Source organism: Humibacter ginsengisoli, assembly GCF_054780095.1.
In genome coordinates, this window is sequence record NZ_BAAGWZ010000006.1 from 657,321 (window position 1) to 683,395 (window position 26,075).

Here is a 26,075-nt window from a genome sequence, read left to right on the forward strand (position 1 = left end):
GATCGTGATGTGATCGCGGCTTGCCAGGCCAAACGCGGCTCAATCGGATGTGATCGCGGCTTCGCCAGGCCAGACGCGGCGCGATCGTGATGTGATCGCGGCTTCGCCGGGCCAAACGCGGCTCAATCGGATGTGATCGCGGCTTCGCCGGGCCAGACGCGGCGCGATCGTGATGTGATCGCGGCTTCGCCGCTCAACATCCTCAATCGGCCTTGCCATGGATGCGAGCATCCACGGCAAGGCCTCAATCGGATGTCAGTGGCCGCTGGGAGCATGGGCGCATGGACGTTCTCTTCCTCATCATCGGCCTTCTCGTCGGGGGTGCAGCCGGCGTGTTCGGCGGCCTCGTCTACGGCAGGCGGGGTGTGCACGAACCGGCGGCGGCCGAGTCTCCTGAGGTGATCGCCGCGCGGCACGCGATGGAGCTGGCCGAGGTGCGGGCAGAGGAGCAGGCGGCACAGTCGGCGCTCCGCGAGCAGCTCGCCGCCATGGCGGCGACCGCCGACGGACTGCGCGAGAGCATCCGGCGCCAGCAGCAGCAGTACGAGGAGCTGGCCGAGCGGCAGCGTCAGGAACTCGCCGCACAGCGTGAACGCGAACATGCCGAGAGCAAGGTGCTCCAGGCGCTCGCCCCGGTGCGTGAGTCGCTGCAGGGCATGCAGAAGAAGGTGGCCGACCTCGAGGAGCAGCGCAGCAGGCAGCACGGCGAGCTCGCCCAGCAACTGAGGTCCGCATCGGAATCCGAGGAGCGGCTGCGCGGCACCGCCGAAGCGCTGGCCTCCGCGCTGCGCTCGAACAGCACGAGGGGCGTCTGGGGCGAGACCCAGCTGCGCAGCGTCGTCGAGGCCGCAGGGCTGCTGGAACGCGTCGACTTCGACGTGCAGTCGAGCATCAGCTCAGACGCCGGTGCCGGCCGGCCGGACATGGTCGTGCACCTTCCGGGAGGCAAGAACATCGCGGTCGACGCGAAAGCGCCCTTCAACGCATTCCTGGAGGCGAGCCAGATTCCGGCGACAGCCACGGGCGAGGAGGCCGCACGACGTACCGCGCTCATGAAGCAGCACGTGAAGGCCGTGCGCGATCACATCACGACACTGGGCGGCAAGGCGTACTGGGCCGGTCTGGATGCCTCACCCGAGATGGTCATCGCGTTCATTCCCAGCGAGTCGCTGGTCTCCGGGGCGATGGAGGCCGATCCCACGATCATGGAGTTCGCGTTCGGCAAGCGCGTGGCACTGGCATCCCCCGTGACGCTGTGGTCGGTGCTCAAGACCGTCGCGTTCAGCTGGCAGCAGGACGTGCTGACGCAAGACGCGAAGCTGCTGTTCGACCTGAGCCGGGAGCTGTACTCACGTCTGGCCACGACGGCTGCGCACATCGACAAGCTGGGCCGCTCGATCAAGGGCACGGTCAACGACTACAACAAGTTCGTCGGCTCCCTGGAAAGGCAGGTGCTGCCGTCGGCGCGGAAGCTCGGGGCGCTCGACGAGTCGAAGGTCATCCCTTCGCTCGCCGGCCTCGAGGAGTCGCCGCGCGAACTGACGGCGTTCGAACTCGTGGGTGCGCTCGAGGCCGAACCGGAGTCCGGCGACCGGCCCGCGGAACCGATCGCCATCGGCGACCGTCGGCACTGACCCGCGTCCTGCCGAGCGCTGATCACCACCACTTCGAGACGAGGTGCTCCGCCGAGATGCGGCGCACCGTACCCGAGGTGGAACGGAGCACGATGCTGCTGGTGCGGATGAGCGGGCCCTCACGGCGCACACCGTTCACAAGGCCGCCATCGGTGACGCCGGTCGCCACGAAGATCGTGTTGTCGCCAGCTACGAGATCCTCCAGCTCGTACACCCGCTCGGGGTCGAGCCCGGAAGCGAGCGCCCGCTCGCGCTCTTCCTCGTCTCGGGGCGCTGGACGTGCCTGCATGAAACCACCGAGCGCCTTGATGGCGCACGCCGTCGTGATGCCCTCGGGGCTTCCGCCGATGCCGATGCACGCATCGATGCGCGAGTCGTGGCGGGCTGCATTGATGCCGCCGGCCACGTCGCCGTCGAGCATGAGGCGCGTGCCTGCCCCGGCCTCCCTGATTTCCTCGATCAGCTCGGTGTGACGAGGACGGTCGAGCACCGCGACGCGCAGCTCCCCGATGTCCTTGCCGAGCGCGTGGGCCAGGGCACGCAGGTTCTCCCCCACCGGCTTGCGGATGTCGACGACACCGGCACCCTCGGGTCCCGTCACGATCTTGTCCATGTAGAACACGCCGGAGGCATCCAGCATCGTGCCGCGATCGCTCACCGCGATGACGGAGAGGGCATTCTGCCGGCCGGCGGCCGTAAGCGACGTGCCATCGATCGGATCGACGGCGATGTCGCACGCGGGCCCGCGCCCGGTGCCCACGTGCTCGCCGTTGAAGAGCATGGGCGCGCGGTCCTTCTCCCCCTCGCCGATCACGACGACGCCGTCGAAGTCGACAGTGGATAGGAAGGCACGCATGGCGTCGACGGCGGCGCCGTCCGCATCGTTCTTGCGTCCCTTGCCGATCCAGGGGGTGGCGCGGATGGCCGCCGCCTCTGTGGCACGCACCAACTCGAGCGCGAGGTTGCGATCCGGTCGCAGCACCGCCGCTCGGTGTGCTTCCTCGCTCGTGGCGGCATCCTCTGCAGGTCGATCGATCAGGTCGCTGGGCACGAGCGCTCCTTCGTTTGTTGTCGAATTCAACGCTAGGAGCAGGTCGGATCTCGCCCCGCACGTAAAGCGGCGAATGAATTGCGATTCTTCACAAGACGTTAACTGGCGCCCTTGAGGACCCCGACCGCCCGCGCCGAGGCGGTCCCCCGCACTCGTTAGACTCGTGGCGAATCCGCCCCTGCTTCATGAGGAGACGTCATGCCCATCGCGACCCCGGAACAGTACGCCGAGATGCTCGATCGCGCGAAGAAGGGCGGCTTCGCCTACCCCGCGATCAATGCCTCCTCGTCGCAGTCGATCAACGCCATCCTGCAGGGACTCACCGAGGCGGGGTCCGACGGCATCATCCAGGTCACGACCGGCGGCGCTGACTACTTCGCCGGCCACACCGTGAAGGCGCGTGCGACCGGAGCCCTCGCGTTCGCCAGGTTCGCGACGGAAGTGGCGAAGAGCTACCCGATCACGGTGGCACTGCACACCGACCACTGCCCGAAGCCGGCGCTCGAGGACTTCGTGCTGCCCCTGATCGCGGCATCAGAAGAAGAGGTCAAGGCGGGACGCAACCCGATCTTCCAGTCGCACATGTGGGACGGTTCGGCTGTGCCGCTCGACGAGAACCTCGAGATCGCGCAGGAGATGCTCAAGCGCACTCGGGCGATCAACGCCATTCTCGAGGTCGAGATCGGCGTCGTCGGCGGAGAAGAAGACGGCGTCAAGCATGAGGGCACGAACGAGGCGCTGTACACCACGGTGGGCGACGTGACCAAGGCTGTCGAGGCGCTCGGCCTCGGCGAGAACGGCCGCTACATCGCGGCGCTCACGTTCGGCAACGTGCACGGGGTGTACAAGCCGGGCAACGTGAAGCTGCGACCCGAGCTGCTCGGCGAGATCCAAGAGGGCATTCAGGAGCGGTTCGGCACCGGCCCGAAGCCGCTCGACCTGGTCTTCCACGGCGGCTCCGGGTCCAGCGACGAGGAGATCGCGCAGGCGGTCGCCAACGGCGTCATCAAGATGAACATCGACACGGACACGCAGTACGCGTTCACTCGCTCCATCGCCGGGTACATGTTCGAGAACTACTCGGGGGTGCTCAAGGTCGACGGCGAGGTCGGAAACAAGAAGCAGTACGACCCTCGGGCCTGGGGCAAGGTCGCCGAGACCGCCATGGCCCAGCGCGTCATCGAGGCCACGCAACAGCTCGGCTCGGCCGGTCAGTCGCTCTCGGGCAAGTAACGATCAGCATCGAAAGAGGGGCGTCGGCTGGGAGCCGGCGCCCCTCGATCACAGATGCTGCATGTAGGCCAGGAACGTCGGGTCGTGCAAGAACAGGATGAGATAGCCGACGACATTCACCAGGCTCGCCAGGACGCCCGCCGCCAGCGGAATCCAGAACGCGATCCGGCCGCGCAGCATCGCCCAGCTGGACAGCCCGGCCGCCACGACCCACAACGCGAGGAACGCGATCGCGACGACGTCGGCGACCGTGCCGGAGAGGGGCGTCACGACGTAGTCACCGGTCAGTCCCATGCTGTGGTAGGCACTGTCGATCTGGCCGGCGATGCCGTCGCGTCCGGCGATCGTGGTGATCACGTTGAAGAGGCCGAGCACGAGCAGCGCAATGGTGACCACCCGGTCGGCCGGGTGCCGGAGCACGGCCGGAGCATCGGAAGGATGTTCGGCATCCGGTTCCTGCGCCGGGGTGAAGCGTTCCGCCGCATCCGTACGGAGCGGCGACGCCTGCGGAGCGTACGCAGGATGCTCGCCCGGCGGCGCGTAGTGCGGGTTCGTCTCCGGCGCCTTGATCGCAGCACGCTGCTCCTCCGGCGTCGCGTACTCGCCGTACTGCGGCCGGGGACGGGAGACGGGATCGCTCATCGGGCTCGTCCTCCGAGAGCGCGGGCATCCTGTGTTCCGGTCTCGTCTCGCCGCAGCTCCTTCGGCAGCGAGAACATGAGGTCCTCCTCGGCCGTCTTGACGATCTCGACGTCGCCGTAACCGGCATCCGCCAGATCGTCGAGCAGCTCCTGCACGAGCACCTCCGGCACGGATGCCCCGCTCGTGACGCCGACGGTTCTCACGCCCTCGAGCCACTCCTGCTCGACCTCGCTCGCGTAGTCCACACGGTGCGCGGCCTTCGCCCCGTTCTCCAGCGCCACCTCGACGAGCCGGACGGAGTTGGACGAGTTCGCCGATCCGACGACGAGGACGAGGTCGGCCTCCTGCGCCACCTTCTTGATGGCGACCTGGCGGTTCTGCGTGGCGTAGCAGATGTCGTCGCTCGGCGGGTCGGCGAGGTTCGGGAAGCGCGCGCGCAGGCGGCGCACGGTCTCCATCGTCTCGTCGACGGACAGCGTGGTCTGCGACAGCCACACCACACGCTCCGGATCCCGCACCCGCAGGCCGTCGACGTCGTCGGGGCCGTTCACCAGGGTGACGTGCTCCGGCGCCTCGCCTGCCGTGCCCTCGACTTCCTCGTGCCCGGCGTGGCCGATGAGCAGGATCTCGTAGTCGTCGCGGGCGAACCGCACGGCCTCGCGGTGCACCTTGGTGACGAGCGGGCAGGTGGCGTCGATGGCGCGCAGTCCACGATCGGCGGCCGCCTGTACGACGGAGGGCGCGACTCCGTGCGCACTGAACACGACGTGAGCACCCTCCGGCACCTGGTCGACGTCGTCGACGAAGATCGCACCGCGCTTCTCGAGCGTCGAGACGACATGGATGTTGTGCACGATCTGTTTGCGCACGTAAATAGGTGCGCCGTAGCGCTCGAGCGCCTTCTCGACGGCGATCACGGCTCTATCCACACCCGCGCAGTATCCACGGGGTGAGGCCAGCAGGACCCGTTTGCGTCCGACCACCGGGTTATCCTTGAGCCTGCCCCGAACGCCGGGAACGCGCGGCATCGCCAGGTCGATAGTCGTGTTGCTCACGGTACTCAAGCTTAGGTCGACAACAGTGGAGGGAACTGAGCGTGCCGGATGCCCTGCCCACGGTCGAAGCGCCGTGGCCGGTCGCCATTCTGGCCGGCAAGCTCCGCGACTACATCGACCGGCTCGGAAGCGTCTGGGTCGAGGGCGAGATTACGCAGTGGGGTGTTTCCGGCGGGAACGTCTACGGAAAGCTCAAGGACTGCGAGGCCGATGCGACGATCTCGTTCACGATCTGGTCGTCCACCCGTTCCCGTATTCCGGCCGACCTGAAGCAGGGCGACCGGGTCGTTGCCCTGATCAAGCCGAACTACTGGTTCAAGGGCGGCACGCTCACGATGCAGGTCTACGACATGCGTCATGTCGGACTCGGCGACCTGCTGGAACGGCTGGAACGGCTGCGCGCTCAGTTGCGTGAGGAAGGCCTCTTCGAGCAGAGCCGTAAGAAGGCCCTCCCCTTCCTGCCGCACTGCATAGGGTTGGTGACCGGCAAGGACTCCGACGCAGAGAAGGATGTTCTGCGCAACGCGCAGCTGCGCTGGCCTGCGGTGCGTTTCCGGGTGCGGCACGCCGCCGTACAGGGCGACCGTTCCGCGGGCGACGTCGCGGCGGGCATCCGTGAGCTCGACGCCGATCCCGAAGTCGACGTGATCATCGTCGCGCGGGGTGGTGGCGACTTCCAGAATCTGCTTCCGTTCAGCGACGAGAACCTCGTTCGCACCGCGGCCGGTTGTGCCACACCGCTGGTGAGTGCGATCGGGCACGAGAACGACCGGCCGATCCTCGACGATGTCGCCGACCTGCGAGCGTCGACGCCGACGGATGCCGCCAAGCGGGTCGTCCCCGATGTCGCAGAAGAACTGCTGCGCGTGCAGCAGGCATCGATGCGCATGACGACGAGAGTGACGGCGTTGCTCGCCCACGAGATCGACCGCATCGCCCAGTTGCGGTCGCGCCCCGCCCTGTCGTCCCACGACTGGATCGTCGCGTCCCGCGCCGAAGACCTCACTCGCTACGTCGCCCGCGGTACCGAGCTGGTCGATCGTTGCGTCGAGCGTGCGGAGAACACGACCCGTGAGCTGTCCGTGCGCCTGCGTGCGCTTTCGCCGCAGAGCACCCTCGACCGTGGATACGCGATCGTGCAAGGCCTAGACGGTGTCGTGCGCCGCCCCGAGGATGCTCCGGCCGGCTCCGAACTCCTGGTGGCCCTGGCGGAAGGGCGCCTCCGCGCGACTTCCCTTGGCGAGCATCCTTCGCACGTCGGTGACCTGGGCCGCGATGCGTCCACAGAAGCACCGGTCGGTCGTCGTTCCCCAGCCGCGAAGGCACCCAGCCCGTCTGCGGCGACCCGCTCCTAGGATGGAAGACATGCCCTCCGACTCCACCGCACTCGACTCTGCAGCGTCAGGATCCCCAGCGTCCGGCACCGATGCCGGCACGGCCGACCTCAGCTACGAGCAGGCGCGGGACGAGCTGATCGGCGTGGTGTCCCGGCTCGAGCAAGGCACGTCCACCCTCGAGGAGTCTCTCGCACTGTGGGAGCGCGGCGAAGCCCTCGCGCGGCGCTGCGAGGAGTGGCTCATCGGGGCCAAGGCGAGGCTCGATGCCGCGCGGGCGGGCATGGACTCTTCGGCGAGTTCGGACGCACCTCGAGAGGATCCGTTCTAGAGGTCATGGCAAGGAACGAACATCCGATCGTCGCCGAGCTCGGCCGGCCGGAGACGCCGGACGAGACGGCCAGGCGCAAGGCGCAGACATCCGCCGATCACCGGCGACGGCAGACCGTCAACAACCTGATCTACTCCCTGCTGGCCACCCTGGCTCTCGTCGTCGTGATCGTGCTCATGGTGCCGCGACCGACACCAGACGCGGTCAAGAACGTGGATTACGTGAAGATCGCACAGCAGGGCGCGGGCACCGAGCCCGACCCGCTCATCACACCGAAGCTGCCGTCGGACTGGAAGTCGAACTCCGCACAGCTTCGCCAGCAGACCAGCGACCGCGTCGACGAGTGGTACATCGGATTGATCACGCCTTCACAGCAGTACATCGGCATGGTTCAGGGGTTCCGCGCGAATGAGACGTGGCTGTCCGGTCAGGTGGCGAACTCGAACCCGGTCGGCAGCACGACGGTCCACGGCGTGAAGTGGAGCATCTACGACAACCGGCAGTCCAGCCGCGATGTGGGCGACGTGCAGTACGCGCTGTCCGCGGTCGAGGGCGCGAGCACCGTGGTGCTGTACGGAACCGCGGACAACCAGGAATTCACCCAACTGGCGGATGTCGTCAGCCGGCAGCTCGCCTCCGACGCGAAGGAACATGGATGACCGACAGCAGACCTGCCGATGCCTGGAAGCAGCTGAAGGAGGGCAACGAGCGATTCGTCGCGGACCGCCCGCAGCACCCCCGGCAGGACGCTGAGCGCCGCGCGGAGACGGCAGGCTCACAGGCCCCGGTCGCCACGATCTTCGGATGCAGCGATTCTCGTCTGGCGGCCGAGATCATCTTCGACCTGGGGCTCGGCGACGCGTTCGTCATCCGCAACGCGGGTCAGGTCATCTCGGAGTCGGTCCTCGGCTCGATCGAGTACGGCGTCGCGGTGCTCCACGTGCCCCTCCTCTTGGTTCTCAGTCACGACAGCTGCGGCGCAGTCCGTGCCGCGATCGATTCCGCAGCACCGGATGCAGACAGGCTCCCACCGCACATCGCCGACCTCATCGCTCCGATCGTTCCCGCTGTGCGGAGAGTCGCGGGCGACGTGGCGGACCCCTCGTCCGTGGACTCCACGGAGGTGGGACGCGAACACGTGAAGGACACCGTCAGCGAGTTGCTTCGTCGCAGCGAACTCGTCGCGCAGGCCGTCGCCGATGGCGAACTCGCCATCGTCGGTGCCAACTATCGCCTCAGCGATGGCACGGTGTCCTCGCACCTCGTCGTCGGCGAAATCTGACAACGCGAAGACCATCAAGCGCTCAGCCGACACAACGACAAAGGGATCCCAACGAATGGACAGCCAGATGCCCTCAGAGACGGACGACTTCCGCATCGAGCACGACACGATGGGCGAAGTGCGGGTACCGCGCAACGCGTTGTACAGTGCCCAGACCCAGCGAGCCGTGGAGAACTTCCCGATCTCGGGCTCGAGGCTGGAGTCCGCCCAGATCGCAGCGCTCGCCCGGATCAAGAAGTCCGCGGCCCTGGCGAACGCGGAGCTCGGCGTGCTCGATGCCGAGGTGGCCGACGCCATCGCGGCCAGCGCCGACGACGTGATCGCCGGCCTTCACGACGACGAGTTCCCGATCGACGTGTACCAGACAGGCAGCGGCACATCGTCGAACATGAACATGAACGAGGTGCTGGCGACTCTGGCGTCCCGCCGCCTCGGCCGGCCGGTGCACCCGAATGACCACGTCAACGCGTCACAGTCTTCCAACGACGTGTTCCCGACTTCGGTGCACATCGCCGTCACCGGTGCGCTCATCGATGACCTGATCCCCGCCCTTGACCACCTCGCCGTCGCATTCGAGGAGAAGGCGGAGCTCTGGAAGGATGCCGTCAAGTCCGGCCGCACGCACCTGATGGATGCCACGCCCGTCACCCTCGGCCAGGAGTTCGGCGGCTACGCGGCGCAGATGCGCCTCGGCATCGAACGTGTGCAGGCGGCGCTCCCCCGCGTCGCCGAGGTGCCCCTTGGGGGCACGGCAGTGGGCACCGGCATCAATACGCCCGCCGGCTTCCCGCAGCTGGTAATCCGGTTGCTCACGCAGGAGACGGAGCTGCCGATCACAGAGGCACGCAATCACTTCGAGGCGCAGGCGAACCGCGACGGCCTTGTGGAGGCATCCGGTGCCCTTCGCACGATCGCCGTCGGTCTCACGAAGATCTGCAACGACCTGCGGTGGATGGGCTCCGGACCGAACACGGGGCTCGGCGAGCTGCACATTCCCGATCTCCAGCCTGGATCGTCGATCATGCCTGGCAAGGTCAACCCGGTCATTCCGGAGGCGACTCTGATGGTCGCCGCACGGGTCATCGGCAACGACGCCACCATTGCATGGAGTGGCGCATCGGGTGCGTTCGAGCTCAACGTCGCCATTCCGGTGATGGGCACGGCGCTGCTGGAATCCATCAGGCTGCTCTCCAATGCCACCCGCGCCCTCGCCGACAAGACGGTTCGCGGGCTCGAGGCGAACATCGAACGAGCACGCGCTCTGGCGGAGTCGTCGCCGTCGATCGTCACTCCGCTGAACAAGATCATCGGCTACGAAGCGGCCGCGAAGATCGCGAAGCACTCGGTGGCGCAGGGCATCACGGTGCGTGAGGCGGTCATCGACCTCGGCTTCGTGGAGCGCGGCGAGATCACGCTCGAGCAACTCGACACGGCGCTCGACGTGCTCAGCATGACCACTCCGCCTACCGCCAAGTAGGTCTGCGAAGCCTGACGTGGACCAGCCGGCGCGATCGACGTTCTGATCGCGCCGGTCACGCGTCTCAGGCGACGAGCGGAAGCGCCGCGACGGATGCCCAGAAGCCGCCCAGAAGGTACGGGCCGAAAGCGATGCTCCCGCCTCCGCCCCGCGCGGTGAGCATCACCACGGCACCGACTCCGGCCGCGATGAAACCCAGCACGACCGTTCCCGCCACCACGAGCGCGGACGCCGCGCCGCCGGCCAGCGCCAGCACTGCCGCGAGCTTCACGTCGCCCATGCCGACGCCACCGGTGACAGCGAGAAGAGCGAAGAATCCGCCGACCGCCGCCGCGGCCAGAGCCGCTGCCGTCGGAGGTCTTCCGGTGGCGAGCCAGCCGAAGACCGCACCGATCGCAGCGAAGGCGAAGCCCGGCAGCACTATGGCGTTCGGCAGCCGGTGCTCCGTCAGATCGACGCGGCACAGTTCGGGGGTGACGAACGCGAGATACAGGCATCCGACCAGTTCGAATCGCACGCCGACGCCGAAGACGGCGATCACGATGAGCACGGCCATGAGCGCGCACTGCCACACGAGCCGCGCACGGCGATTGCCTGGTCGGCTGGAGGCCTTCCGGTGATCGAAACCGTGGAGCGTGGTGGACACGGCTCGACGCTAGCGGGAACGGGAAGCCGAGCACGTGATCTTTCCACAGGCGGGTACGCGTTGCCGGCCCGCGCCGGCCGTCCGCGGCGATGGACGGCTCGAAGCGGTCGCGAGGCCATGGACTGCTGCACGACCGTCCGGCCCGTTGCAGCGGCCGGCGCCTGGGGCCGCGCGCCGGCCCCTCCCCGGCGCGCGGCAGCTTCTCAGGCGATCTCGCCGAACTCCAGGAGCTCGGTGACCAGTGCCGCGATCGCGGAGCGCTCGGAACGCGTCAGCGTGACGTGCCCGAACAGCGGGTGACCCTTCAGGGTCTCGATCACGGAGGCGACACCGTCGTGGCGCCCGACCCGCAGGTTGTCGCGCTGGGCCACGTCGTGTGTGAGCACCACCTTCGAACCCTGACCGATGCGGCTGAGCACGGTCAGCAGAACGTTGCGCTCCAGCGACTGTGCCTCATCGACGATGACGAACGCGTCGTGCAGCGAGCGCCCGCGGATGTGGGTGAGCGGCAGCACCTCGAGGATGCCGCGCTCCACCACCTCGTCGATGACGTTCTGCGAGACGACAGCACCGAGCGTGTCGTACACCGCCTCGCCCCACGGGGTCATCTTCTCGCCCTGGTCGCCGGGAAGGTACCCGAGCTCCTGGCCGCCGACCGCATACAACGGGCGGAACACCATGATCTTCTTGTGCTGCTGTCGTTCGAGCACCGACTCGAGGCCCGCGCACAGGGCGAGCGCGGACTTGCCCGTGCCTGCACGACCGCCGAGCGACAGGATGCCGATCTCGGGGTCGAGCAGCATGTCGATGGCGAGGCGCTGCTCTGCCGAACGCCCATGCAGACCGAAGACGTCGCGGTCACCGCGCACGAGCTTCATCGTTCCGCCACCGGTCACTCGGCCGAGTGCCGACCCTCGATCGGAGTGGACGATGAGCCCGGTGTTGACGGGGAGACCGTCGAGGGCATCCGACTCCAGCTCCTCACGCTCGTACAGCCTTGCCATGTCGGCCGAGCCGAGGTCGACGTCGGCAACCCCGGTCCAGCCGGACTCCGGCGCAAGCTCGGCGCGGTACTCCTCCGCCAGCAGGCCGATCGAGGCCGCCTTGACGCGCAGCGGCAGGTCCTTCGACACCACGGTCACGGCCAGTCCGTCGTTCGCCAGGTTCTGCGCGACGGCGAGGATGCGGGAGTCGTTGTCGCCCAACTGCAGTCCGCTGGGCAGGACGGACATGCTGGAGTGGTTCAGTTCGACGCGCAGCGACCCGCCATCGCCGACCGGAACGGGAAAGTCGAGGCGTCCGTGCTGCACGCGCATCTCGTCGAGCAGCCGCAGTGCCTGGCGGGCGAAGTACCCGATTTCAGGATCGTTGCGCTTGCCCTCGAGTTCGCTGATCACGACCACTGGGATCACGACGGCGTGCTCGGCGAACCGGAACAGCGCGCGCGGGTCCGACAGCAGCACCGATGTGTCGAGCACATACGTGCGCTCGATCTGGTGCGTCTGCGTGTCGACACTCGACTGCGCCGTTGTACGGGCCGCCGGAACCTGGGTTTGCATCGCGGTCACAACCACTCCCACCCCGCGCGTCCCACGGTGTGGGATTCTGCGCGGATCCTGTCGACGAAGCGGCCGCACCTTTCAAGACGATTCCGTGACGGACGCCCCGGCCGGGCCCGATGCCCGACACCTCGACGCTAGGCCCCGCCGCCGACATCCACGGGGAGACACGCGCGGCGGAGGGGTCTACGCCGTCGAGTATGACGTGAACGCGGCGCGCAGCATCTCAAGCGTCTCGTCGCCGAACGAGACATGGGCGCTCAACCGCACGGTTCCCGCGCGGGTCGTGGCCGTGATGCCGTGGTTGAACAGCGACGCGCTGAGCGCCGTCAGCTGCTCGCGCGATGGCTCGAGCACGACGATCCCCGCGCGTTCCGGCGTCTCGCGTGCCGATGCGACCGGAATCGCGTACTCGTCGGCGAGGTCGATGATGCGGTCGACACGACCGGCCACGGCGGCCTCGAGCACGTCGACGCCCACGGATGCCACGTCTTCCAATGCTGCAGACATCCGTGCCTGGGCGACGCTGTCGGCTCGTGCGACGGTGAACGCTCCCGCACCCCGCTCGGGCGGGAGCACCTCATCGAACGGATCGACCACACCGGCACCCGTGTGACCGCTCCAGACCGGAGTGAGGTTGTCTATCGCGCGCTCGGACAACGACATGAACGCTGCGCCCCACCCGGCGCGCAGCCACTTCTCCGCGCCGACCACGACGACGTCCGCGACTTCGTACGGGGCATCCACCACGCCGAAGCCCTGCACGGCGTCGACGATGAGCAGCCGGTCGCCGATGACCTGGCGGATGCCGTCGATGTCGGCCAGGTAGCCGGTACGCGAGTCCACCAGGCTGACCGCGACGGCGGTGACCGAGTCGGTCAGCTGCTCACGCACGGTGCCGGGGGTGACCCTGCCGTGGTGCGTCTCGAGCCACACCGGCTGCACCGCATGCAGCGCTTCGGATGCCCGTGCCGCCGAGAAGGTGAGCGACGGGAACTCGGCCCTGGAGAGCAGAACGGCACCGGTGAGCCCGAACATGGCGTGCATGAGGCCCGTGCCCACGTTCGGCTGGAACACGATCTGATCGGCGGGGAAGCCGGTGAGGGCGGACGCCGCCGTGCGCATCCGCTCGTCCTCGTTGCGCAGCGGCGCGAGTGAGCCGAACCTGCCCCGGGAGAGTACTTCGTTGACGCCCTGCACCTCGGCGACCACGGATGCGGAGAGCGGTCCGACCCTGGCGAAATCCAGATAGCCGGGTTCTTCCAGGAAACCTTCGGCGAACTCTTCAACCGTTGTCACGCGACCTCCCAGAGTCATTCTGCTGTGTCGCAGACAGTAGACAACAGGGTCAGTGCATCGTCGGCACGACTGCCGTCAACTGCGGCGTGCCGCCTCATCCGCCGTAGCGGCGGTTGCGGCGGGAGTAGTCGCGCACCGCCCGCAGGAAGTCGACCTCGCGCAGGTCCGGCCCGAGTGCCTCCACGAAGTAGAACTCGCTGTGCGCGCTCTGCCACAGCATGAAGTCGCTCAGGCGCTGCTCACCGGAGGTGCGGATGACCAGGTCGGGATCGGGCTGCCCCCCGGTGTACAGATGAGCCCCTATGAGGTCGGGTGTGAGCCGCTCGGCCAGCTCCTCCAGGCTGCGCCCCTCTGCGTGATGTTCCGCGACGATGCTGCGCATGGCATCCACGATCTCCTTGCGCCCGCCGTAGCCGACGGCGAGGTTCACGTGCATGCCGGGATTCTCCTTCGTGCTCTGCTCCGCGTCGCCGAGCGCCTGAACGAGGCGCTTCGGCAGCCCGGACGTCGTGCCGACGTGCTGCACGCGCCAGTCCCCCGCCGCCGACACGGCGTGCGCGAGATCGGCGATGATCTCGATCAGATCGGCGAGCTCGCTGCGGTCGCGATTGCTCAGGTTGTCGGCGGACAGCAGGTACAGCGTGACGACCTTGACACCGAGTTCGTCGCACCAGGTGAGGAACTCGAGCATCTTCGCTGCGCCGGCCCGGTGACCGTGTGCGACCGTCTCCAGCCCGAGTTGCCGCGCCCATCGCCGGTTGCCGTCGATGATCATGGCGACGTGTTGGGGCACCGACGCCGGATCCAGACTGCGCCGAAGCCGGTTCTGGTACAGCCCGTACAGGAAGCCGGGGCCGGGCTTCGGTATCCGGCTAGAAGTCACCCGATTACGTTATCGCGCGCGCGGCGGAGCTCGGTTGTGGTCAGACGATTGCCACCTGCGTCCGCCTAGGCTTGCCTCATGCCCCGCCGCGCTTCCCGGGAATACGTCGACGTCGCCGACGAGCTCGCTCAGCCCGCCAGCAAGCTCTCGCCGTCCGACGCTGCGATCAGGGCGGACGACGAGCGTGAGAAGGGCGTCCCGAACCTGCCGCTTGTGGATGCCTCGGCCGCGCATCCGTCCGAGCTCAAGCCCACCTGGCGCGGCTGGATCCACGCCGCGACGTTCCCGCTGACGATCGCCGCCGGCATCGTGCTGATCTGCCTCGCGCACGGCGCGCCCGCGAAATGGGCGTCGGCGGTGTTCATGCTGACCTCGATGCTGCTGTTCGGCAACTCCGCGCTCTATCACCGGTTCAACTGGAAACCCCGCACCAAGCTCGTGCTGAAGCGGATCGATCACGCGAACATCTTTCTTCTCATCGCAGGCACGTACACCCCGGTCGGCATGCTCGCGCTGCCGTCGCAGAAGGGTTTGATACTGCTGTCGATCGTGTGGGGCGGGGCGCTGCTGGGCATCGCGTTCCACGTGTTCTGGATCACCGCGCCGCGCTGGCTCTACGTTCCGCTCTACGTGCTGCTCGGCTGGGCCGTGATCATGTACGTCGTCGACCTCGTGAACGCGAATGCGGCGATGATGGTTCTCGTCTTCGTCGGCGGCGGTCTGTACATGATCGGCGCACTCGTCTACGGTCTCAAGCGCCCCAACCCGTTTCCCGGCAGCTTCGGCTTCCACGAGATCTTCCACACGCTGACCGTGCTCGCCTTCCTGTGCCACTGGACCGCAGCGCTGCTGATCGCGTTGCATCCGGTCTACAACCGGTAGCGCAACGAACGCTTGCCGTCTCAGGACACGGCTGCGAGCGCGAGCGTCGCAGCGACTACGGTCACCGGCGCCACGGCGAGACCGATGAGCATGTAGCGCCCCCACGGCACGTCCACGCCGAGCCGCTTCAACCGGGAGTGCCACAGCAACGTGGCCAGCGAGGCCCACGGCGTGATGAGCGGGCCGACGTTCACGCCGATGAGCAGCGCCATGAGCTGAAGCGGATGCTGCACCATCGGCTCCAGAGCCAGGTACGCCGGCAGGTTGTTCACCACGTTCGCGCCGACGAGTCCCGCGCCGGCGACGCGGAGCAGGTCGCCCGGGGAGACGCCAGGGGCCGCGATCGCCGAAAGCACCGCGCGAGAGCCGACCGCCTCGAGGGCCCCCATGGCGAGGAAGAGACCGCCGGCGAAGACGACGGTCGACCACGGGAGCAGTCCGAGGTGCAGGGCATCGCGACGCAGCGCCGTGAACACCACGACGAGCACGAGCGCCGCGATGCACGCTGGAACCCACACCGGAATGCCCGAGACGAGCGCCGGGAGAAGCGCCAGCACGACGATCGCGGCGGCGAGCGTGAGGCGTCGATCCACCACCTTCTCCGCCGAAGGCACGACGTAGCGGGCGGCGAGCGTGCGGCGCCCGATCACGGCAATCGCGATCACCGGCAGCAGCACCGCCACGATGGCCGGCGCCCAACTCAGCGCGACGAAGCCGGCCGCGCCCACTCCCCCGAGCTTCTGCTCCGCGAGCAGATTCGTGAGGTTCGAGACCGGCAGCAGAAGCGACGCGCAGTTGGCGAGCATGACGGTGGTGAGCGCGAACGGCAGCGGATCCAGTCGCACATGCCGCGCCATGGTGACCACGATCGGGGTGAGCAGCACGGCGGTGGTGTCGAGCGACAGGAAGATCGTACTGACGGTCGCGACCGCGACCGTGAGGAGCCAGAGCATCCAGGCGCTGCCGCGTGCAGCTCGCGTGCTCCACCCTGCGACGACGTCGAACAGCCCGGCCTCCGCGGCGAGTTCGGCGACGACGGTGATGGCCAGCACGAAGAGCAGCACAGGCCAGACGCGGTCGACGAGGGTGAGGGCATCCCGTGCCGGATAGACGCCGAACAGGATGGCGATGCCGCCGGCAACGAGCAAGCCCGCGCCGACGATCAGGCTGCGCACGTCCGCGTTCTCAGGAAGCGGCCGTCAGTCGCGGTCCGGACGCCGTGCGGCGTCGGTTCCGCCCCGCGCCTCGCCATCCGCCTTGACGACATCCGTGCCGCGCTGTGCCTCCTCGGCATCGAGCTTCGCGTTCACCTCGGCCCGGTAGCGGGCGCGGCGCACCCGGCGCATCATGTCCCAGATCAACAGGATCGTCACCACGGCGATCATCAGCGTGATGACGAAACCCCACACCCCGGGAGTGACCAGGTCGGCATTCGGGATCTTCGGCGACGGCGTGGGCGACGGCGTGACGGCCAGCAGCACTGTGGCGAGCACTCAGCGTGCCTCGATTCGCGCATCGAGAACGACGCTGTCGTCCTCGATCCCGGCGAAGAGATCGTTCTCGGGCACTGTGGTCTCCACCTTCGAGTCGATGAGTTGGTAGTCCTCGTACGGCCACGCCTTGCGCTGCACGTCGTTGGGCCAGAAGAAGAACGAGCTGTCGGCTGACACCTGGCTGGCGTGCGACTTGAGCGCGGCGTCCCTGGCCTCGAAGAAGTCGCCGGCCGGAACACGGGTGGTGGCGAGGTCGGGCTGCTCGCCGAACCGCTCCATCATGCCCTCGAAGTGCTCGAGCAGCGGTGACTGGGGGTCATCGGCACGCACCTGTTCGAAGACGCTGGCCATGCGCTTCGCGTTGAAGATGCGGTCGTAGTAGAGCTTCGCGATCTGCCACGGCTCGCCGGCATCCGGATATCGCTCCGCATCCGCGGCCCACTCGTACGCCGCCACCGAGACGTCGTGGCAGCGGATGTGGTCGGGGTGCGGGTAGCCGCCGTTCTCGTCGTAGGTGAGGAGAACGTGCGGCCGGAACTCGCGGATCACTGCGACAAGCGGCTCGGCCGAGATCTCCAGCGGGATGTCGGCGAACGAGTTCGCCGGCACGCTGCCGTCGTCGCTGGGCATGCCGGAGTCGACGTATCCGAGCCAGCGGTGACGCACGCCCATCACCTTCGCTGCGGCATCCATCTCGATCCTGCGCAGTCCGGGCAGGTCTCGCTCGGCCATCGCCCGGGCGGCGAGCGAATCGTTGAGGATGTCTCCGCGCTCGCCGCCGGTGCAGCTCACGATCATGACGTCCACGCCGTGGTGGACGTAGTACGCGTACGTCGCAGCGCCCTTGCTGGACTCGTCGTCGGGGTGGGCATGCACGGCGAGAAGTCGGAGAGTCATGGCAGGCATCCGGCAATCTGTGCGAGTCGCGCGGCGGTGCGAGCCGGCAACTGAGGGGCTGGTGAGTGGGGCGGACGAAGTCCGCGCCGACGGGCCTTCACAGCGAAAGCACGTAGGCTTGATGCCCAGCCTAATCGTTCGATATCGGAGGTTGCCTCGTGCCCGAACCCACGGCATCCGGGGCGCCGGCCGTCGGTGCGCGATACGGTCGCACGGCGCGCACGAGAAGGCGGGATCGCTGGCTGCTCGTGGCGCTCGGCGTCTTCATCGTGGTCGTGGTGGCGTGCTGGACGGTGTGGGCCGGCCTCGACCAGGTGCGCGGTTCGGGCATCACCGTCGACACCGGAGCGAACCAGGTGCTCGACGACCAGCACGTGAAGGTGTCGTACACGGTCTCGTCGGATGCCGGCGCATCGGTCGCCTGCGCGATCGAGGCCCAGGACGTGGATTTCACGGTCACCGGATGGAAGATCGTGCAGCTTCCGCGGTCGTCTCAGACCACGCGATCCTTCACCACGACGGTGCGCACGATGCAGCCCAGCGTGAGCGGATCGGTGGACTCCTGCTGGTCTTCGGCGGCACGCTGACGTAGAATCATCTGATACGCCCTGACGGACACGTTGGGGCGTACATGTTTGATATGCCCGTTCGTCCTCCCCCATCCGTAGGAGTTCACATGTCCCAGGACACGCAGGTCACCTTCCTGACCCAGGAGGCGCACGACCGTCTCTCCGCTGAACTCGAGCACCTCAGCACTGTCGGCCGCAGCGAGATCGCCAAGCGCATCGAGGCCGCTCGCGAGGAGGGTGACCTCAAGGAGAACGGGGGCTACCACGCCGCCAAGGACGCCCAGGGCGTTCAGGAGGCCCGCATCGCCCAGCTCACCGAGCTGCTGCGCCACGCCAAGGTCGGCGAGGCCCCTCAGAGCCGAGGCGTGGTCGAGCCCGGAACGGTGGTGACGGCGGTCATCGCAGGCGACGAAGACACGTTCATCATCGGAAACCGTGAGATCGGCGACGGCAGCGAGCTCTCCGTGTACAGCGAGGCGAGCCCTCTCGGTGCCGCGATCCTCGGCCTCAGCGTGGGCGAGTCGACCTCGTACACGGCTCCGAATGGGCGCGAGATCCAGGTGAAGGTCACGAACGTGGAGACCTGGACGGGGCAGTAGCCGCTGATCGACAGCGCTCAGTCGACGATGGGGTCGTAGCCCGCTTCGCGCAGGATGCGCACCACTTCGGCCTTGTGCTCGGGTCCGCGCGTCTCGACGCTGACCTCGAGTTCGACCTGGCTGATCTGCAGGCCGTTGCCGTGCCGCGTGTGCAGCACCTCCACCACGTTGGCGTTGGCGGCAGCGATCAACTCCGACGTGCGAGCGAGCTGGCCCGGCCTGTCGGGAAGCATCAGCCGCAACTTGAGGTAGCGGTCCGAGACGGCGAGGCCGGCGTCGACCACGCGCTGCATGAGCAGCGGATCGATGTTGCCTCCGGAGAGCACGACCACCGTGCGCCCCAGCTCCCCGGCGGATGCCTGCAAGGCGCCGGAGAGCAGCGCTGCCACCCCGACAGCCCCGGCCGGCTCGACCACGAGCTTGGAACGCTCCAGCAGCACGAGAATGGCGCGTGCGGTGTCGTCATCGCTCACGGTGACGATGTCGTCGACCAGTTCCCGCACGATCTCGAAGTTCAACGCCCCCGGCCGTCCGACCGCGATGCCGTCGGCGATGGTGGGCCCCACGGCGATATCGGTCGGCGCACCGGCCGCCAGCGACACGGGGAACGCTGCGGCGTTCTCGGCTTGCACACCGATGATCCTGATGTCACGTCCCTCGAGCCTCGCCCTCTGCTTGACGGCGGAAGCGACTCCGGCGATCAGTCCGCCGCCACCGATCGGGACCACGATCGTCTCGACATCGGGAACGTCGTCGAGGATGTCCAGCCCCAGCGCGGCCTGTCCCGTGATGACATCCGCATGATCGAACGGCGGAACGAGGATCGCACCCGTGTCGCGGGCGAACTCGGCGGCCGCCCGCAGAGGCTCCTCGACGGTCGCACCGCCCAGCACCACGTGCGCGCCATAGTCGCGGGTCGCCTGAAGCTTCGGAAGCGCGACGCCCAGGGGCATGAAGATGGTGGACTTGACGCCGAGCTGGCGAGCGGCGAACGCGACGCCTTGCGCGTGATTCCCCGCCGAGGCCGCGACCACGCCGCGTGCGCGCTGCTCTTCGCTCAGCTTGGACATCATGTAGTAGGCGCCGCGGATCTTGTACGACCCGGTGCGCTGCAAGTTCTCGCACTTCAGCAGCACAGGGGACCCGAGCAGCTCGGTGAGGTGGTTCGAGGTCTCGACCGGCGTCTTCTTCGCTACACGCGAGACGATCTCGTGGGCGTGCTCGATCTCGTCCAGGGCAGGGCCGACGGTATAGGGACGAGGAGTTTCGCTCACGGACGTCACCGCCACAGTTTACGTTCCCGGCCATTCCCGGCCGGCCATGAGACATCCCGCGCCGCTCGCGCAGAACCGGGGGCGCGGTGCACGCTCAGGACGAAGCAGCGCTGCGCCGGTCGCGCCAGCGACGCGGGCGGGGCACGGTCTTCCACAAGGCATCCGGGGGCCCGGCGTACGCAGCGCCCGGCCCTGCGCGCCATGCTCCCGACGACACATACCTGACCATGACGTTGAGCACGGCCGCGAACGGCACGGCGAACAGTGCCCCGGGGATGCCCGCCAGCAGCGATCCCGCCGCCACCACCAGCACCACGGCGAGCGGGTGCACCTTCACGGCCGATCCCATGATGAGCGGTTGCAGCACGTGACCCTCGAGCTGCTGCACCGCGAGAACCCCGGCCAGCATGATGATCGCGGCGACCCAGCCGTTGTAGACCAGTGCGACGACCACCGCGAGCGCACCGGTGATGACTGCGCCCACGATCGGGATGAACGACCCGAGAAAGACCAGCACGGCGATCGGGATGACCAGGGGCAGGCCGAGGAAGAAGGCGACCAGCCCGATGCCGAGCGCGTCGATCGACGCGACCAGAACCTGCACGCGGGCGAAGCTGGCCAGTGTGACCCAGCCGGCGCGACCGGCGCCATCCGTCGCGGCCCGCGCGCGCCGGGGGAGGATGCGCACGATCCACGACCAGATGCCCTTGCCGTCGATCAGGATGAAGAGCGTGCTGAAGGCGGTGAGCACCGCGCCGGTGAGCACGTGCCCGAGCGTCGAGCCGATCGACAACGCGCCGGAGATGAGCACCTGGCTGTCTTGCTGCAGAGCCTTCAGTGCCTGGGAGACGTAGCTGTCGATCTGCTTGTCGGTGAGTTCCAGCGGCGGTGCCTGCAGCCACGCCTTGAAGCCGTCGAAGGCTTGCGCGCTCCGATGCTGAAGCGCCTGCGCCTCCCCGCGGATCTGCCACACGACGAGCACCACGAGACCCCCCACCGCGACGAGAACGGCCGCCAGTGCCACGACGATCGCGAGCCAGCGCGGCCACCTGTGGTGTGCGAGCCAATCGACGAACGGCACCAGCAACGCCGCGAGAAGCACAGCGACGAACACCGGCACCACGATGAGCCTCAGCTGCACGATGAGGAAGATCACGACCGCGATCACGGCGCCGATCAGCAGGAGGCGCCATGACCACGCCGCGGAGAGCCGCACGCCGCGGGGAATGGATGACTCGACGGTTTCGTGGATGCTCGTCTCGTCGGTGCTTGTGCCTTTGGGCACGGGATGGTTCGGCGCAGCTGGTCGGGCCATCGCGACAGTCTATTTGCGTTTGCTGAGCGTTGGCGATGTTCCCGGCGGCCGGAAAGACAGTGGGTGCGGCTAGCGTCGTGCCGTGGCATCCAGTGCATCGGCAACACCCAGGATCTCCCCTGCCCTCGCCCGGCGAATCGCGCTTGCGGCTCAGGGGTTCGGCAGGCCGCGTCCTGCGACGGTGGGCACCCGCCAGCTGAACGGCCTCATCGACCGCATCGGCCTGCTTCAGATCGATTCGGTCAACGTGTTCGAGCGCAGCCACTACCTTCCCGTGTTCGCCCGGCTCGGCGGGTACGACAAGGGGCTGCTGGACGCTCTCACGATGCGTTCGCGCGCGCCTTACACCGAGTACGTGGCACACGAGGCTGCGTTCCTACGGAGAGAGGACCGGTCGCTGTTCCAGTGGCGCATGGACGCGATGCGGAATCGCTATGGCGCGGGGACCGAGGAGTGGAACGCGGCCCACAGCAGTACCGCTCGGTGGCTGCTCGACGAGCTGGCGGCGAACGGCCCGATGGCCGCCAGCGACATCGAGCACGAGGAGAATGTGCGCAAGGGCCCCTGGTGGGGCTGGTCCGAGGTGAAGCACACTCTCGAGCTGCTCTTCCGGTTCGGTGACGTCGCGATCGCCGGCCGCAACAGATTCGAGCGTCGCTATGCCCTGCCAGAACAGGTGTTTCCGTCGTCGATGCTGGAGACGAGGATCGCGACTGCGGATGCCGTTCGCGAGCTCGTTCGCCGGTCCGTGCGTGCGCTGGGCATCGGCACGCTGGGCGACATCGCCGACTATTACCGGCTGAAGTCCATTCCGACCCAGGCCGCGCTGGCCGAGCTCGAGGAGACGGGCGAGGTGCGTCGCGTCACGGTTCCAGGGTGGGAGCGTGCGCGGCGGCCGGCGCCCGTATGGCTCGCGACGGATGCCCGCCTGCCGCGCCGGGTGCAGGCATCCGCTCTGCTGTCGCCGTTCGATCCGATCGTGTGGGAACGTGCACGAGCGCTGCGGATGTTCGGCCTGGACTATCGCATCGAGATCTATACGCCGGCGCCGAAGCGAGTGTATGGCTACTACGTGCTTCCGGTGCTGCAGGACGACCGCATCGTGGCCCGGGTCGACCTGAAGAGCGACCGCCAGGCGGGCGTGCTCATCGTGCAGTCCGCCTGGGCCGAGGCCGAGGCCGATGCGGAGACTCCGTTGCGCCTTGCCGCTCTGCTTCGCGAGGCGGCCGAGTGGCAGGGGCTCTCGGGGGTGCAGGTGCGCGACCGCGGAACCCTCTCCAGGGAGCTCGCGTCGGCGGTGGCGGCCGGCTGACCAGCCACCACCGCCTACGTGTCAAGAACCGCGGCCGTCGAGCTCGGGCTCCAGCGGCGGTTGCTGCTGCTCGATCGCGACCACCTTCGGGTCGTTCTCGTCGGCTCCGTAGTCCGACGCACGCGTGGCATCCGTGGTGTCCTTCACCCGGAATGCGCGCAGCACCAGCGTCACCACCGTGGCGACGACCGCGTTCAGCACGAACGCGGAGACGCCGATGTACACCGGGACCGCGGTGAACGGGAACGGGGCGATCGACCCGCCGAAGTGCGCGTGGGTTGCGGGGTTGATCACGTTGTATGCCGCCCATGTGCCGTAGGCGATTCCGACCGCCCAGCCGGCGAACAGCGCCCATTTGTTGAACCAGCGCGTGTACAGACCGGCGACGATCGCGGGGAACGTCTGCAGAATCCAGATGCCGCCCAGCAGTTGCAGGTTGATCGCCGACGACTGATCCATGCCCAGCACGAAGACCAGTGCGCCGAGCTTCACGAGCAGCGAGACCAGCTTGGAGACGCCCGCCTCCTGCTTCGGCGTGGCGTTCTTCTTGAACAGGTCCTTGTAGATGTTGCGCGTGAACAGGTTGGATGCCGCGATCGACATGATCGCCGCCGGCACGAGCGCGCCGATCGCGATCGCGGCGAGCGCGATGCCGCTGAACCACGACGGGAACGAGTCCAGGAACAACTGCGGCACGATCAGTTGCGCGTTGATCGCACCGTTCGTGTCGATGGGCTGGGTTCCTGCCTTGATCGCCACATAGCCGAGCAGGGCGAGAAAGCCGAGCATCAGCGAGTACAACGGCAGCACCATCGCATTACGCCGGATGGTGTTGCGGCTCTTCGTGGACAGCACGCCCGTGATGGAGTGCGGATACATGAAGAGAGCCATCGCGCTGCCGAGCGCCAGGGTCCAGTACGCGTTGAAGCTGGCCGCTCCCGGGATGACGGCACCGAACGGGTTGCCGGTGGCCGGATTGACGGTGCTCAGCTTCTTCTCGGCGGCGCCGAAGATTCCCTCCCAACCGCCGAAGTGGGCAGGAAGGTAGGCGATCGCCACGATGATCGCGATGTAGATCAGGATGTCTTTCACGATCGCGATCAGCGCGGGGGCCCGCAGACCTCCGGTGTACGTGTAGGCGGCGAGCACGATGAACGCGATGATGAGCGGAAGGTCGGCCATGAACGGGTTCGTGTTGGAGCCGAGGCCGAGCACGGTGAGCACGGCCTTGATCCCGACCAGCTGCAGCGCGATGTACGGCATCGTGGCGATGATGCCGGTGACGGCGACCGCCACCGAGAGCCAGCGGCTGCCGTAGCGTCCGCCGACGAAGTCCGCCGGCGTGACGTAGCCGTGCCGGTGCGAGACGGACCACAGCCTCGACATCAGCAGGAACACGATCGGGTACAACACGATCGTGTACGGCACCGCGAAGAAGCCGCTGACGGCACCGGATGCCCACATCGCGGCGGGAACCGCGACGAAGGTATATGCGGTGTACAGGTCTCCGCCGAGGAGGAACCAGGTGACCCAGGTTCCGAAGCCGCGGCCGCCGAGGCCCCACTCGTCGAGCGAGTTCAGGCCGCGGGCGCTCGGGTCGGTGCGCCAGCGGGAGGCGAGGAATCCGATCACCGCCACGACGACGAACAGCACGATGACCACGATGAGGGCGATCCAGTTGACCGGTCGGTTGCCATGGGCATCCGGACCAGTGGCGGCGACGTGGCCGGCGAGGGCGAGCAGGTGCGTCATCGGTCGTTCTCCTCGTCGTCGGCCGTGCTGGAGTCGGTGCCGGAGCGCCGGTCACGGCCATCCGTCGGAAGCGGCGTCGTGGAGCCCGCACCGCGCACCGCCGCACGGCGTCGCCTGTCTTCCTTGCGCATGATGAGATACGCGATGCCCAGCAGGCCGGAGGCGATGAACACCCACAGCAGCTGGTACCAGTAGAAGAACGGCATTCCCCACAGGGCCGGCTCCGCAGACGCGTAGAGCGGCACGATCAACGGCAAGATGATCGCGATCGCGATCAGGATGCCCGCGATCACGTACGGAACCGGCCTCGCCGGCCCGCGCGTGGGCATATCGGGTTCAGACACCATCGTCTCCTCGGCAGTGCTCGTGACAGAAGGCCGCCGGCCCCAGGTGCGGGCCAGCGCAGAGACAACCTTTCACCCGGCGATCAGTCCGCGTCAAGAGCCGCGCCGACAAGGCTCGCGGAGTGGCCTGATGAAGGGACAAGCCGCCCTGTCGCGGACGCGAGACGCTCTGCGAGGCGGCGGCGTGTACGGCGCCCGAACCCAGCCAGGTGCTCAGTCGACCGCGGCACGCCTGGTCTCGCCAGGCGTGCAAGACAACTCAGAAGCTGGTGCCGATCTTCTTCAGACGGGCGATGCGATCCTCGATGGGCGGGTGGGTGGAGAACAACCGGCTCATCATGCTCGGCTTGAGCGGGTTCGCGATCCACAGGTGCGACATCGAGGAGTTCTGCCGCCGCAGGGGGCGTCCGTACTGTCCCAGCTTGGCGAGCGCGCTGGCGAGCTCGTCGGGGTTGCGCGTGGTCATGGCACTGGTGGCATCCGCCAGGTACTCGCGCTGACGCGAGATCGCCAGTTGCACGAGCGACGCCATCAGCGGTGCCAGGATCAGCGCGACGATGCCCACGATCAGAAGGATCGGGTTTCCGCCGCCTCCGCCGCTGTTGTTGTTGCGGTTGTTGCCTCCGGCGAACGCGCCGAACATGCTCATGCGCAACAGGATGTCGGCGATCAGCCCGACGGCGACAACGAGACCGAACACGATCATCGACACCCGGATGTCGTAGTTGCGCACGTGGCCGAGCTCGTGAGCCATGACGCCCTCGAGCTCGGAGTCATCCATGATGTCCAGAAGCCCCGTGGTCGCGGCGACCACGGCGTGCTGCGGATCGCGCCCGGTGGCGAATGCGTTCGGGGCGGGGTCGTTGATGATGTACACCTTCGGCATCGGCATCCCCGTGGCGATGGACAGGTTCTCCACCGTGTTCCACAGGCGCGGGTTGTCGGCCTTCTGGATCTCCACAGCACCCGACGCCACAATGGCCTGCCCGGAGGCGGCGAAGTACTGGATGAGGGCGTACGCCACGGCCACGATCATCACGACGATGAGGATCGCCCAGCTGTGGAACAGGGCGCTGGCGAGCCAGCCGATCAGGCCGATGATGACCAGGAAGAAGATGATGATGAAGACGGTGTTCCGCTTGTTCGCGGCTATCGCCCTGTACATAGACGGGTGTCCTGCAGTCCGGAGGTGTCGGGGTTACGAGATCGGCT

Annotated in this window: 26 protein-coding genes; 11 read left to right on the top strand and 15 right to left on the bottom strand. The window is 67.6% G+C overall.

Annotated features, from left to right (window positions below; translation table 11 throughout):
* The first annotated feature begins 281 nt into the window (after positions 1-281).
* Positions 282-1,634, top strand: coding sequence for a DNA recombination protein RmuC (locus tag ACYVI5_RS11345; protein WP_460580262.1), 1,353 nt, complete (start codon positions 282-284; stop codon positions 1,632-1,634).
* 22 nt (positions 1,635-1,656) lie between these two features.
* On the opposite strand, the gene glpX is transcribed toward ACYVI5_RS11345, so the two are convergent.
* A complete protein-coding gene (gene glpX, locus ACYVI5_RS11350; RefSeq protein WP_460580592.1) occupies positions 1,657-2,616 on the bottom strand; it encodes a class II fructose-bisphosphatase in 960 nt (319 codons plus the stop codon).
* 267 nt (positions 2,617-2,883) lie between these two features.
* Here glpX and fbaA point away from each other — a divergent pair, with 267 nt between their 5' ends.
* The gene (gene fbaA / locus ACYVI5_RS11355) at positions 2,884-3,918 is read left to right on the top strand and encodes a class II fructose-bisphosphate aldolase (protein ID WP_460534548.1); all 1,035 of its coding nucleotides are present in this window, start codon (positions 2,884-2,886) and stop codon (positions 3,916-3,918) included.
* A gap of 48 nt (positions 3,919-3,966) precedes the next feature.
* Here the strand turns inward: fbaA and ACYVI5_RS11360 are convergent, their stop codons facing one another.
* Positions 3,967-4,560: a DUF6264 family protein gene (locus ACYVI5_RS11360; RefSeq protein WP_460580263.1), complete on the bottom strand. Its 594-nt coding sequence runs from the start codon at positions 4,558-4,560 to the stop codon at positions 3,967-3,969.
* Positions 4,557-5,588, bottom strand: coding sequence for a 4-hydroxy-3-methylbut-2-enyl diphosphate reductase (locus ACYVI5_RS11365; RefSeq protein ID WP_460580593.1), 1,032 nt, complete (start codon positions 5,586-5,588; stop codon positions 4,557-4,559). Before ACYVI5_RS11365 ends, ACYVI5_RS11360 begins: the two co-directional genes overlap by 4 nt.
* A 62-nt stretch (positions 5,589-5,650) precedes the next feature.
* Here ACYVI5_RS11365 and xseA point away from each other — a divergent pair, with 62 nt between their 5' ends.
* The 5 genes from xseA (at position 5,651) to ACYVI5_RS11390 (ending at position 10,039) form a co-directional block, all read left to right on the top strand.
* Complete coding sequence (gene xseA / locus ACYVI5_RS11370; protein WP_460580594.1) at positions 5,651-6,970, top strand: exodeoxyribonuclease VII large subunit; 1,320 nt, start codon at positions 5,651-5,653, stop codon at positions 6,968-6,970.
* A gap of 10 nt (positions 6,971-6,980) precedes the next feature.
* On the top strand, positions 6,981-7,280 hold the full coding sequence (locus ACYVI5_RS11375; RefSeq protein ID WP_460580264.1) for an exodeoxyribonuclease VII small subunit: 300 nt from the start codon (positions 6,981-6,983) through the stop codon (positions 7,278-7,280).
* Between the two features lie 5 nt (positions 7,281-7,285).
* Positions 7,286-7,939, top strand: coding sequence for a DUF4245 domain-containing protein (locus ACYVI5_RS11380; protein ID WP_460580265.1), 654 nt, complete (start codon positions 7,286-7,288; stop codon positions 7,937-7,939).
* Entirely contained in the window at positions 7,936-8,562 is a 627-nt protein-coding gene (locus ACYVI5_RS11385) for a carbonic anhydrase (RefSeq protein ID WP_460580266.1), read from the top strand. Before ACYVI5_RS11380 ends, ACYVI5_RS11385 begins: the two co-directional genes overlap by 4 nt.
* 67 nt (positions 8,563-8,629) lie before the next feature.
* Complete coding sequence (locus tag ACYVI5_RS11390; protein WP_460534558.1) at positions 8,630-10,039, top strand: class II fumarate hydratase; 1,410 nt, start codon at positions 8,630-8,632, stop codon at positions 10,037-10,039.
* A gap of 64 nt (positions 10,040-10,103) precedes the next feature.
* Here the strand turns inward: ACYVI5_RS11390 and ACYVI5_RS11395 are convergent, their stop codons facing one another.
* The 4 genes from ACYVI5_RS11395 to ACYVI5_RS11410 form a co-directional block, all read right to left on the bottom strand.
* Positions 10,104-10,685: a prepilin peptidase gene (locus ACYVI5_RS11395; RefSeq protein ID WP_460580267.1), complete on the bottom strand. Its 582-nt coding sequence runs from the start codon at positions 10,683-10,685 to the stop codon at positions 10,104-10,106.
* Between the two features lie 203 nt (positions 10,686-10,888).
* Positions 10,889-12,244 carry a PhoH family protein gene (locus ACYVI5_RS11400; protein WP_460534830.1) on the bottom strand — a complete coding sequence of 452 codons (1,356 nt, stop codon included), beginning with the start codon at positions 12,242-12,244 and terminating at the stop codon, positions 10,889-10,891.
* A 186-nt stretch (positions 12,245-12,430) separates the two neighbouring features.
* Positions 12,431-13,543 (bottom strand): aminotransferase class V-fold PLP-dependent enzyme, encoded by a 1,113-nt coding sequence (locus ACYVI5_RS11405; RefSeq protein WP_460580268.1) that lies wholly within the window; start codon positions 13,541-13,543, stop codon positions 12,431-12,433.
* A 94-nt stretch (positions 13,544-13,637) separates the two neighbouring features.
* A complete protein-coding gene (locus tag ACYVI5_RS11410) occupies positions 13,638-14,426 on the bottom strand; it encodes an undecaprenyl diphosphate synthase family protein (protein ID WP_460534564.1) in 789 nt (262 codons plus the stop codon).
* A 78-nt stretch (positions 14,427-14,504) separates the two neighbouring features.
* On the opposite strand from ACYVI5_RS11410, the gene trhA reads away from it, so the two are divergent.
* Positions 14,505-15,308, top strand: a complete 804-nt coding sequence (gene trhA / locus ACYVI5_RS11415) for a PAQR family membrane homeostasis protein (protein ID WP_460580269.1) — start codon at positions 14,505-14,507, stop codon at positions 15,306-15,308.
* 20 nt (positions 15,309-15,328) lie between these two features.
* Here trhA and ACYVI5_RS11420 read toward each other — a convergent pair whose 3' ends face one another.
* From ACYVI5_RS11420 to mca, 3 genes are read right to left on the bottom strand one after another with little or no spacing between them, the layout of a single operon-like run.
* Positions 15,329-16,483 (bottom strand): ArsB/NhaD family transporter, encoded by a 1,155-nt coding sequence (locus ACYVI5_RS11420; protein ID WP_460580270.1) that lies wholly within the window; start codon positions 16,481-16,483, stop codon positions 15,329-15,331.
* 24 nt (positions 16,484-16,507) lie between these two features.
* The gene (locus ACYVI5_RS11425) at positions 16,508-16,801 is read right to left on the bottom strand and encodes a hypothetical protein (protein ID WP_460534570.1); all 294 of its coding nucleotides are present in this window, start codon (positions 16,799-16,801) and stop codon (positions 16,508-16,510) included.
* Complete coding sequence (mca, locus tag ACYVI5_RS11430) at positions 16,802-17,698, bottom strand: mycothiol conjugate amidase Mca (RefSeq protein WP_460580271.1); 897 nt, start codon at positions 17,696-17,698, stop codon at positions 16,802-16,804.
* A 158-nt stretch (positions 17,699-17,856) separates the two neighbouring features.
* Between mca and ACYVI5_RS11435 the strand changes: the two genes are divergently transcribed.
* Positions 17,857-18,285: a DUF4307 domain-containing protein gene (locus tag ACYVI5_RS11435; protein ID WP_460580272.1), complete on the top strand. Its 429-nt coding sequence runs from the start codon at positions 17,857-17,859 to the stop codon at positions 18,283-18,285.
* Between the two features lie 89 nt (positions 18,286-18,374).
* The gene (greA, locus tag ACYVI5_RS11440; protein WP_460534576.1) at positions 18,375-18,866 is read left to right on the top strand and encodes a GreA/GreB family elongation factor; all 492 of its coding nucleotides are present in this window, start codon (positions 18,375-18,377) and stop codon (positions 18,864-18,866) included.
* Positions 18,867-18,883: 17 nt separating this feature from the next.
* Here the strand turns inward: greA and ilvA are convergent, their stop codons facing one another.
* Positions 18,884-20,140 carry a threonine ammonia-lyase gene (gene ilvA, locus ACYVI5_RS11445; protein ID WP_460580273.1) on the bottom strand — a complete coding sequence of 419 codons (1,257 nt, stop codon included), beginning with the start codon at positions 20,138-20,140 and terminating at the stop codon, positions 18,884-18,886.
* Positions 20,141-20,234: 94 nt separating this feature from the next.
* Positions 20,235-21,455, bottom strand: coding sequence for an AI-2E family transporter (locus tag ACYVI5_RS11450; RefSeq protein WP_460580274.1), 1,221 nt, complete (start codon positions 21,453-21,455; stop codon positions 20,235-20,237).
* A gap of 82 nt (positions 21,456-21,537) precedes the next feature.
* Here ACYVI5_RS11450 and ACYVI5_RS11455 point away from each other — a divergent pair, with 82 nt between their 5' ends.
* A complete protein-coding gene (locus tag ACYVI5_RS11455) occupies positions 21,538-22,767 on the top strand; it encodes a winged helix-turn-helix domain-containing protein (RefSeq protein ID WP_460580275.1) in 1,230 nt (409 codons plus the stop codon).
* A 21-nt stretch (positions 22,768-22,788) separates the two neighbouring features.
* On the opposite strand, the gene mctP is transcribed toward ACYVI5_RS11455, so the two are convergent.
* The 3 genes from mctP to ACYVI5_RS11470 all read right to left on the bottom strand — a co-directional run bounded on the left by mctP (position 22,789) and on the right by ACYVI5_RS11470 (position 26,028).
* Entirely contained in the window at positions 22,789-24,519 is a 1,731-nt protein-coding gene (gene mctP, locus ACYVI5_RS11460; protein WP_460534584.1) for a sodium:solute symporter family protein, read from the bottom strand.
* Complete coding sequence (locus ACYVI5_RS11465; RefSeq protein ID WP_460580276.1) at positions 24,516-24,863, bottom strand: DUF3311 domain-containing protein; 348 nt, start codon at positions 24,861-24,863, stop codon at positions 24,516-24,518. Before ACYVI5_RS11465 ends, mctP begins: the two co-directional genes overlap by 4 nt.
* A gap of 259 nt (positions 24,864-25,122) precedes the next feature.
* Positions 25,123-26,028 (bottom strand): M48 family metallopeptidase, encoded by a 906-nt coding sequence (locus ACYVI5_RS11470; protein ID WP_460580277.1) that lies wholly within the window; start codon positions 26,026-26,028, stop codon positions 25,123-25,125.
* Positions 26,029-26,075: the final 47 nt, after the last annotated feature.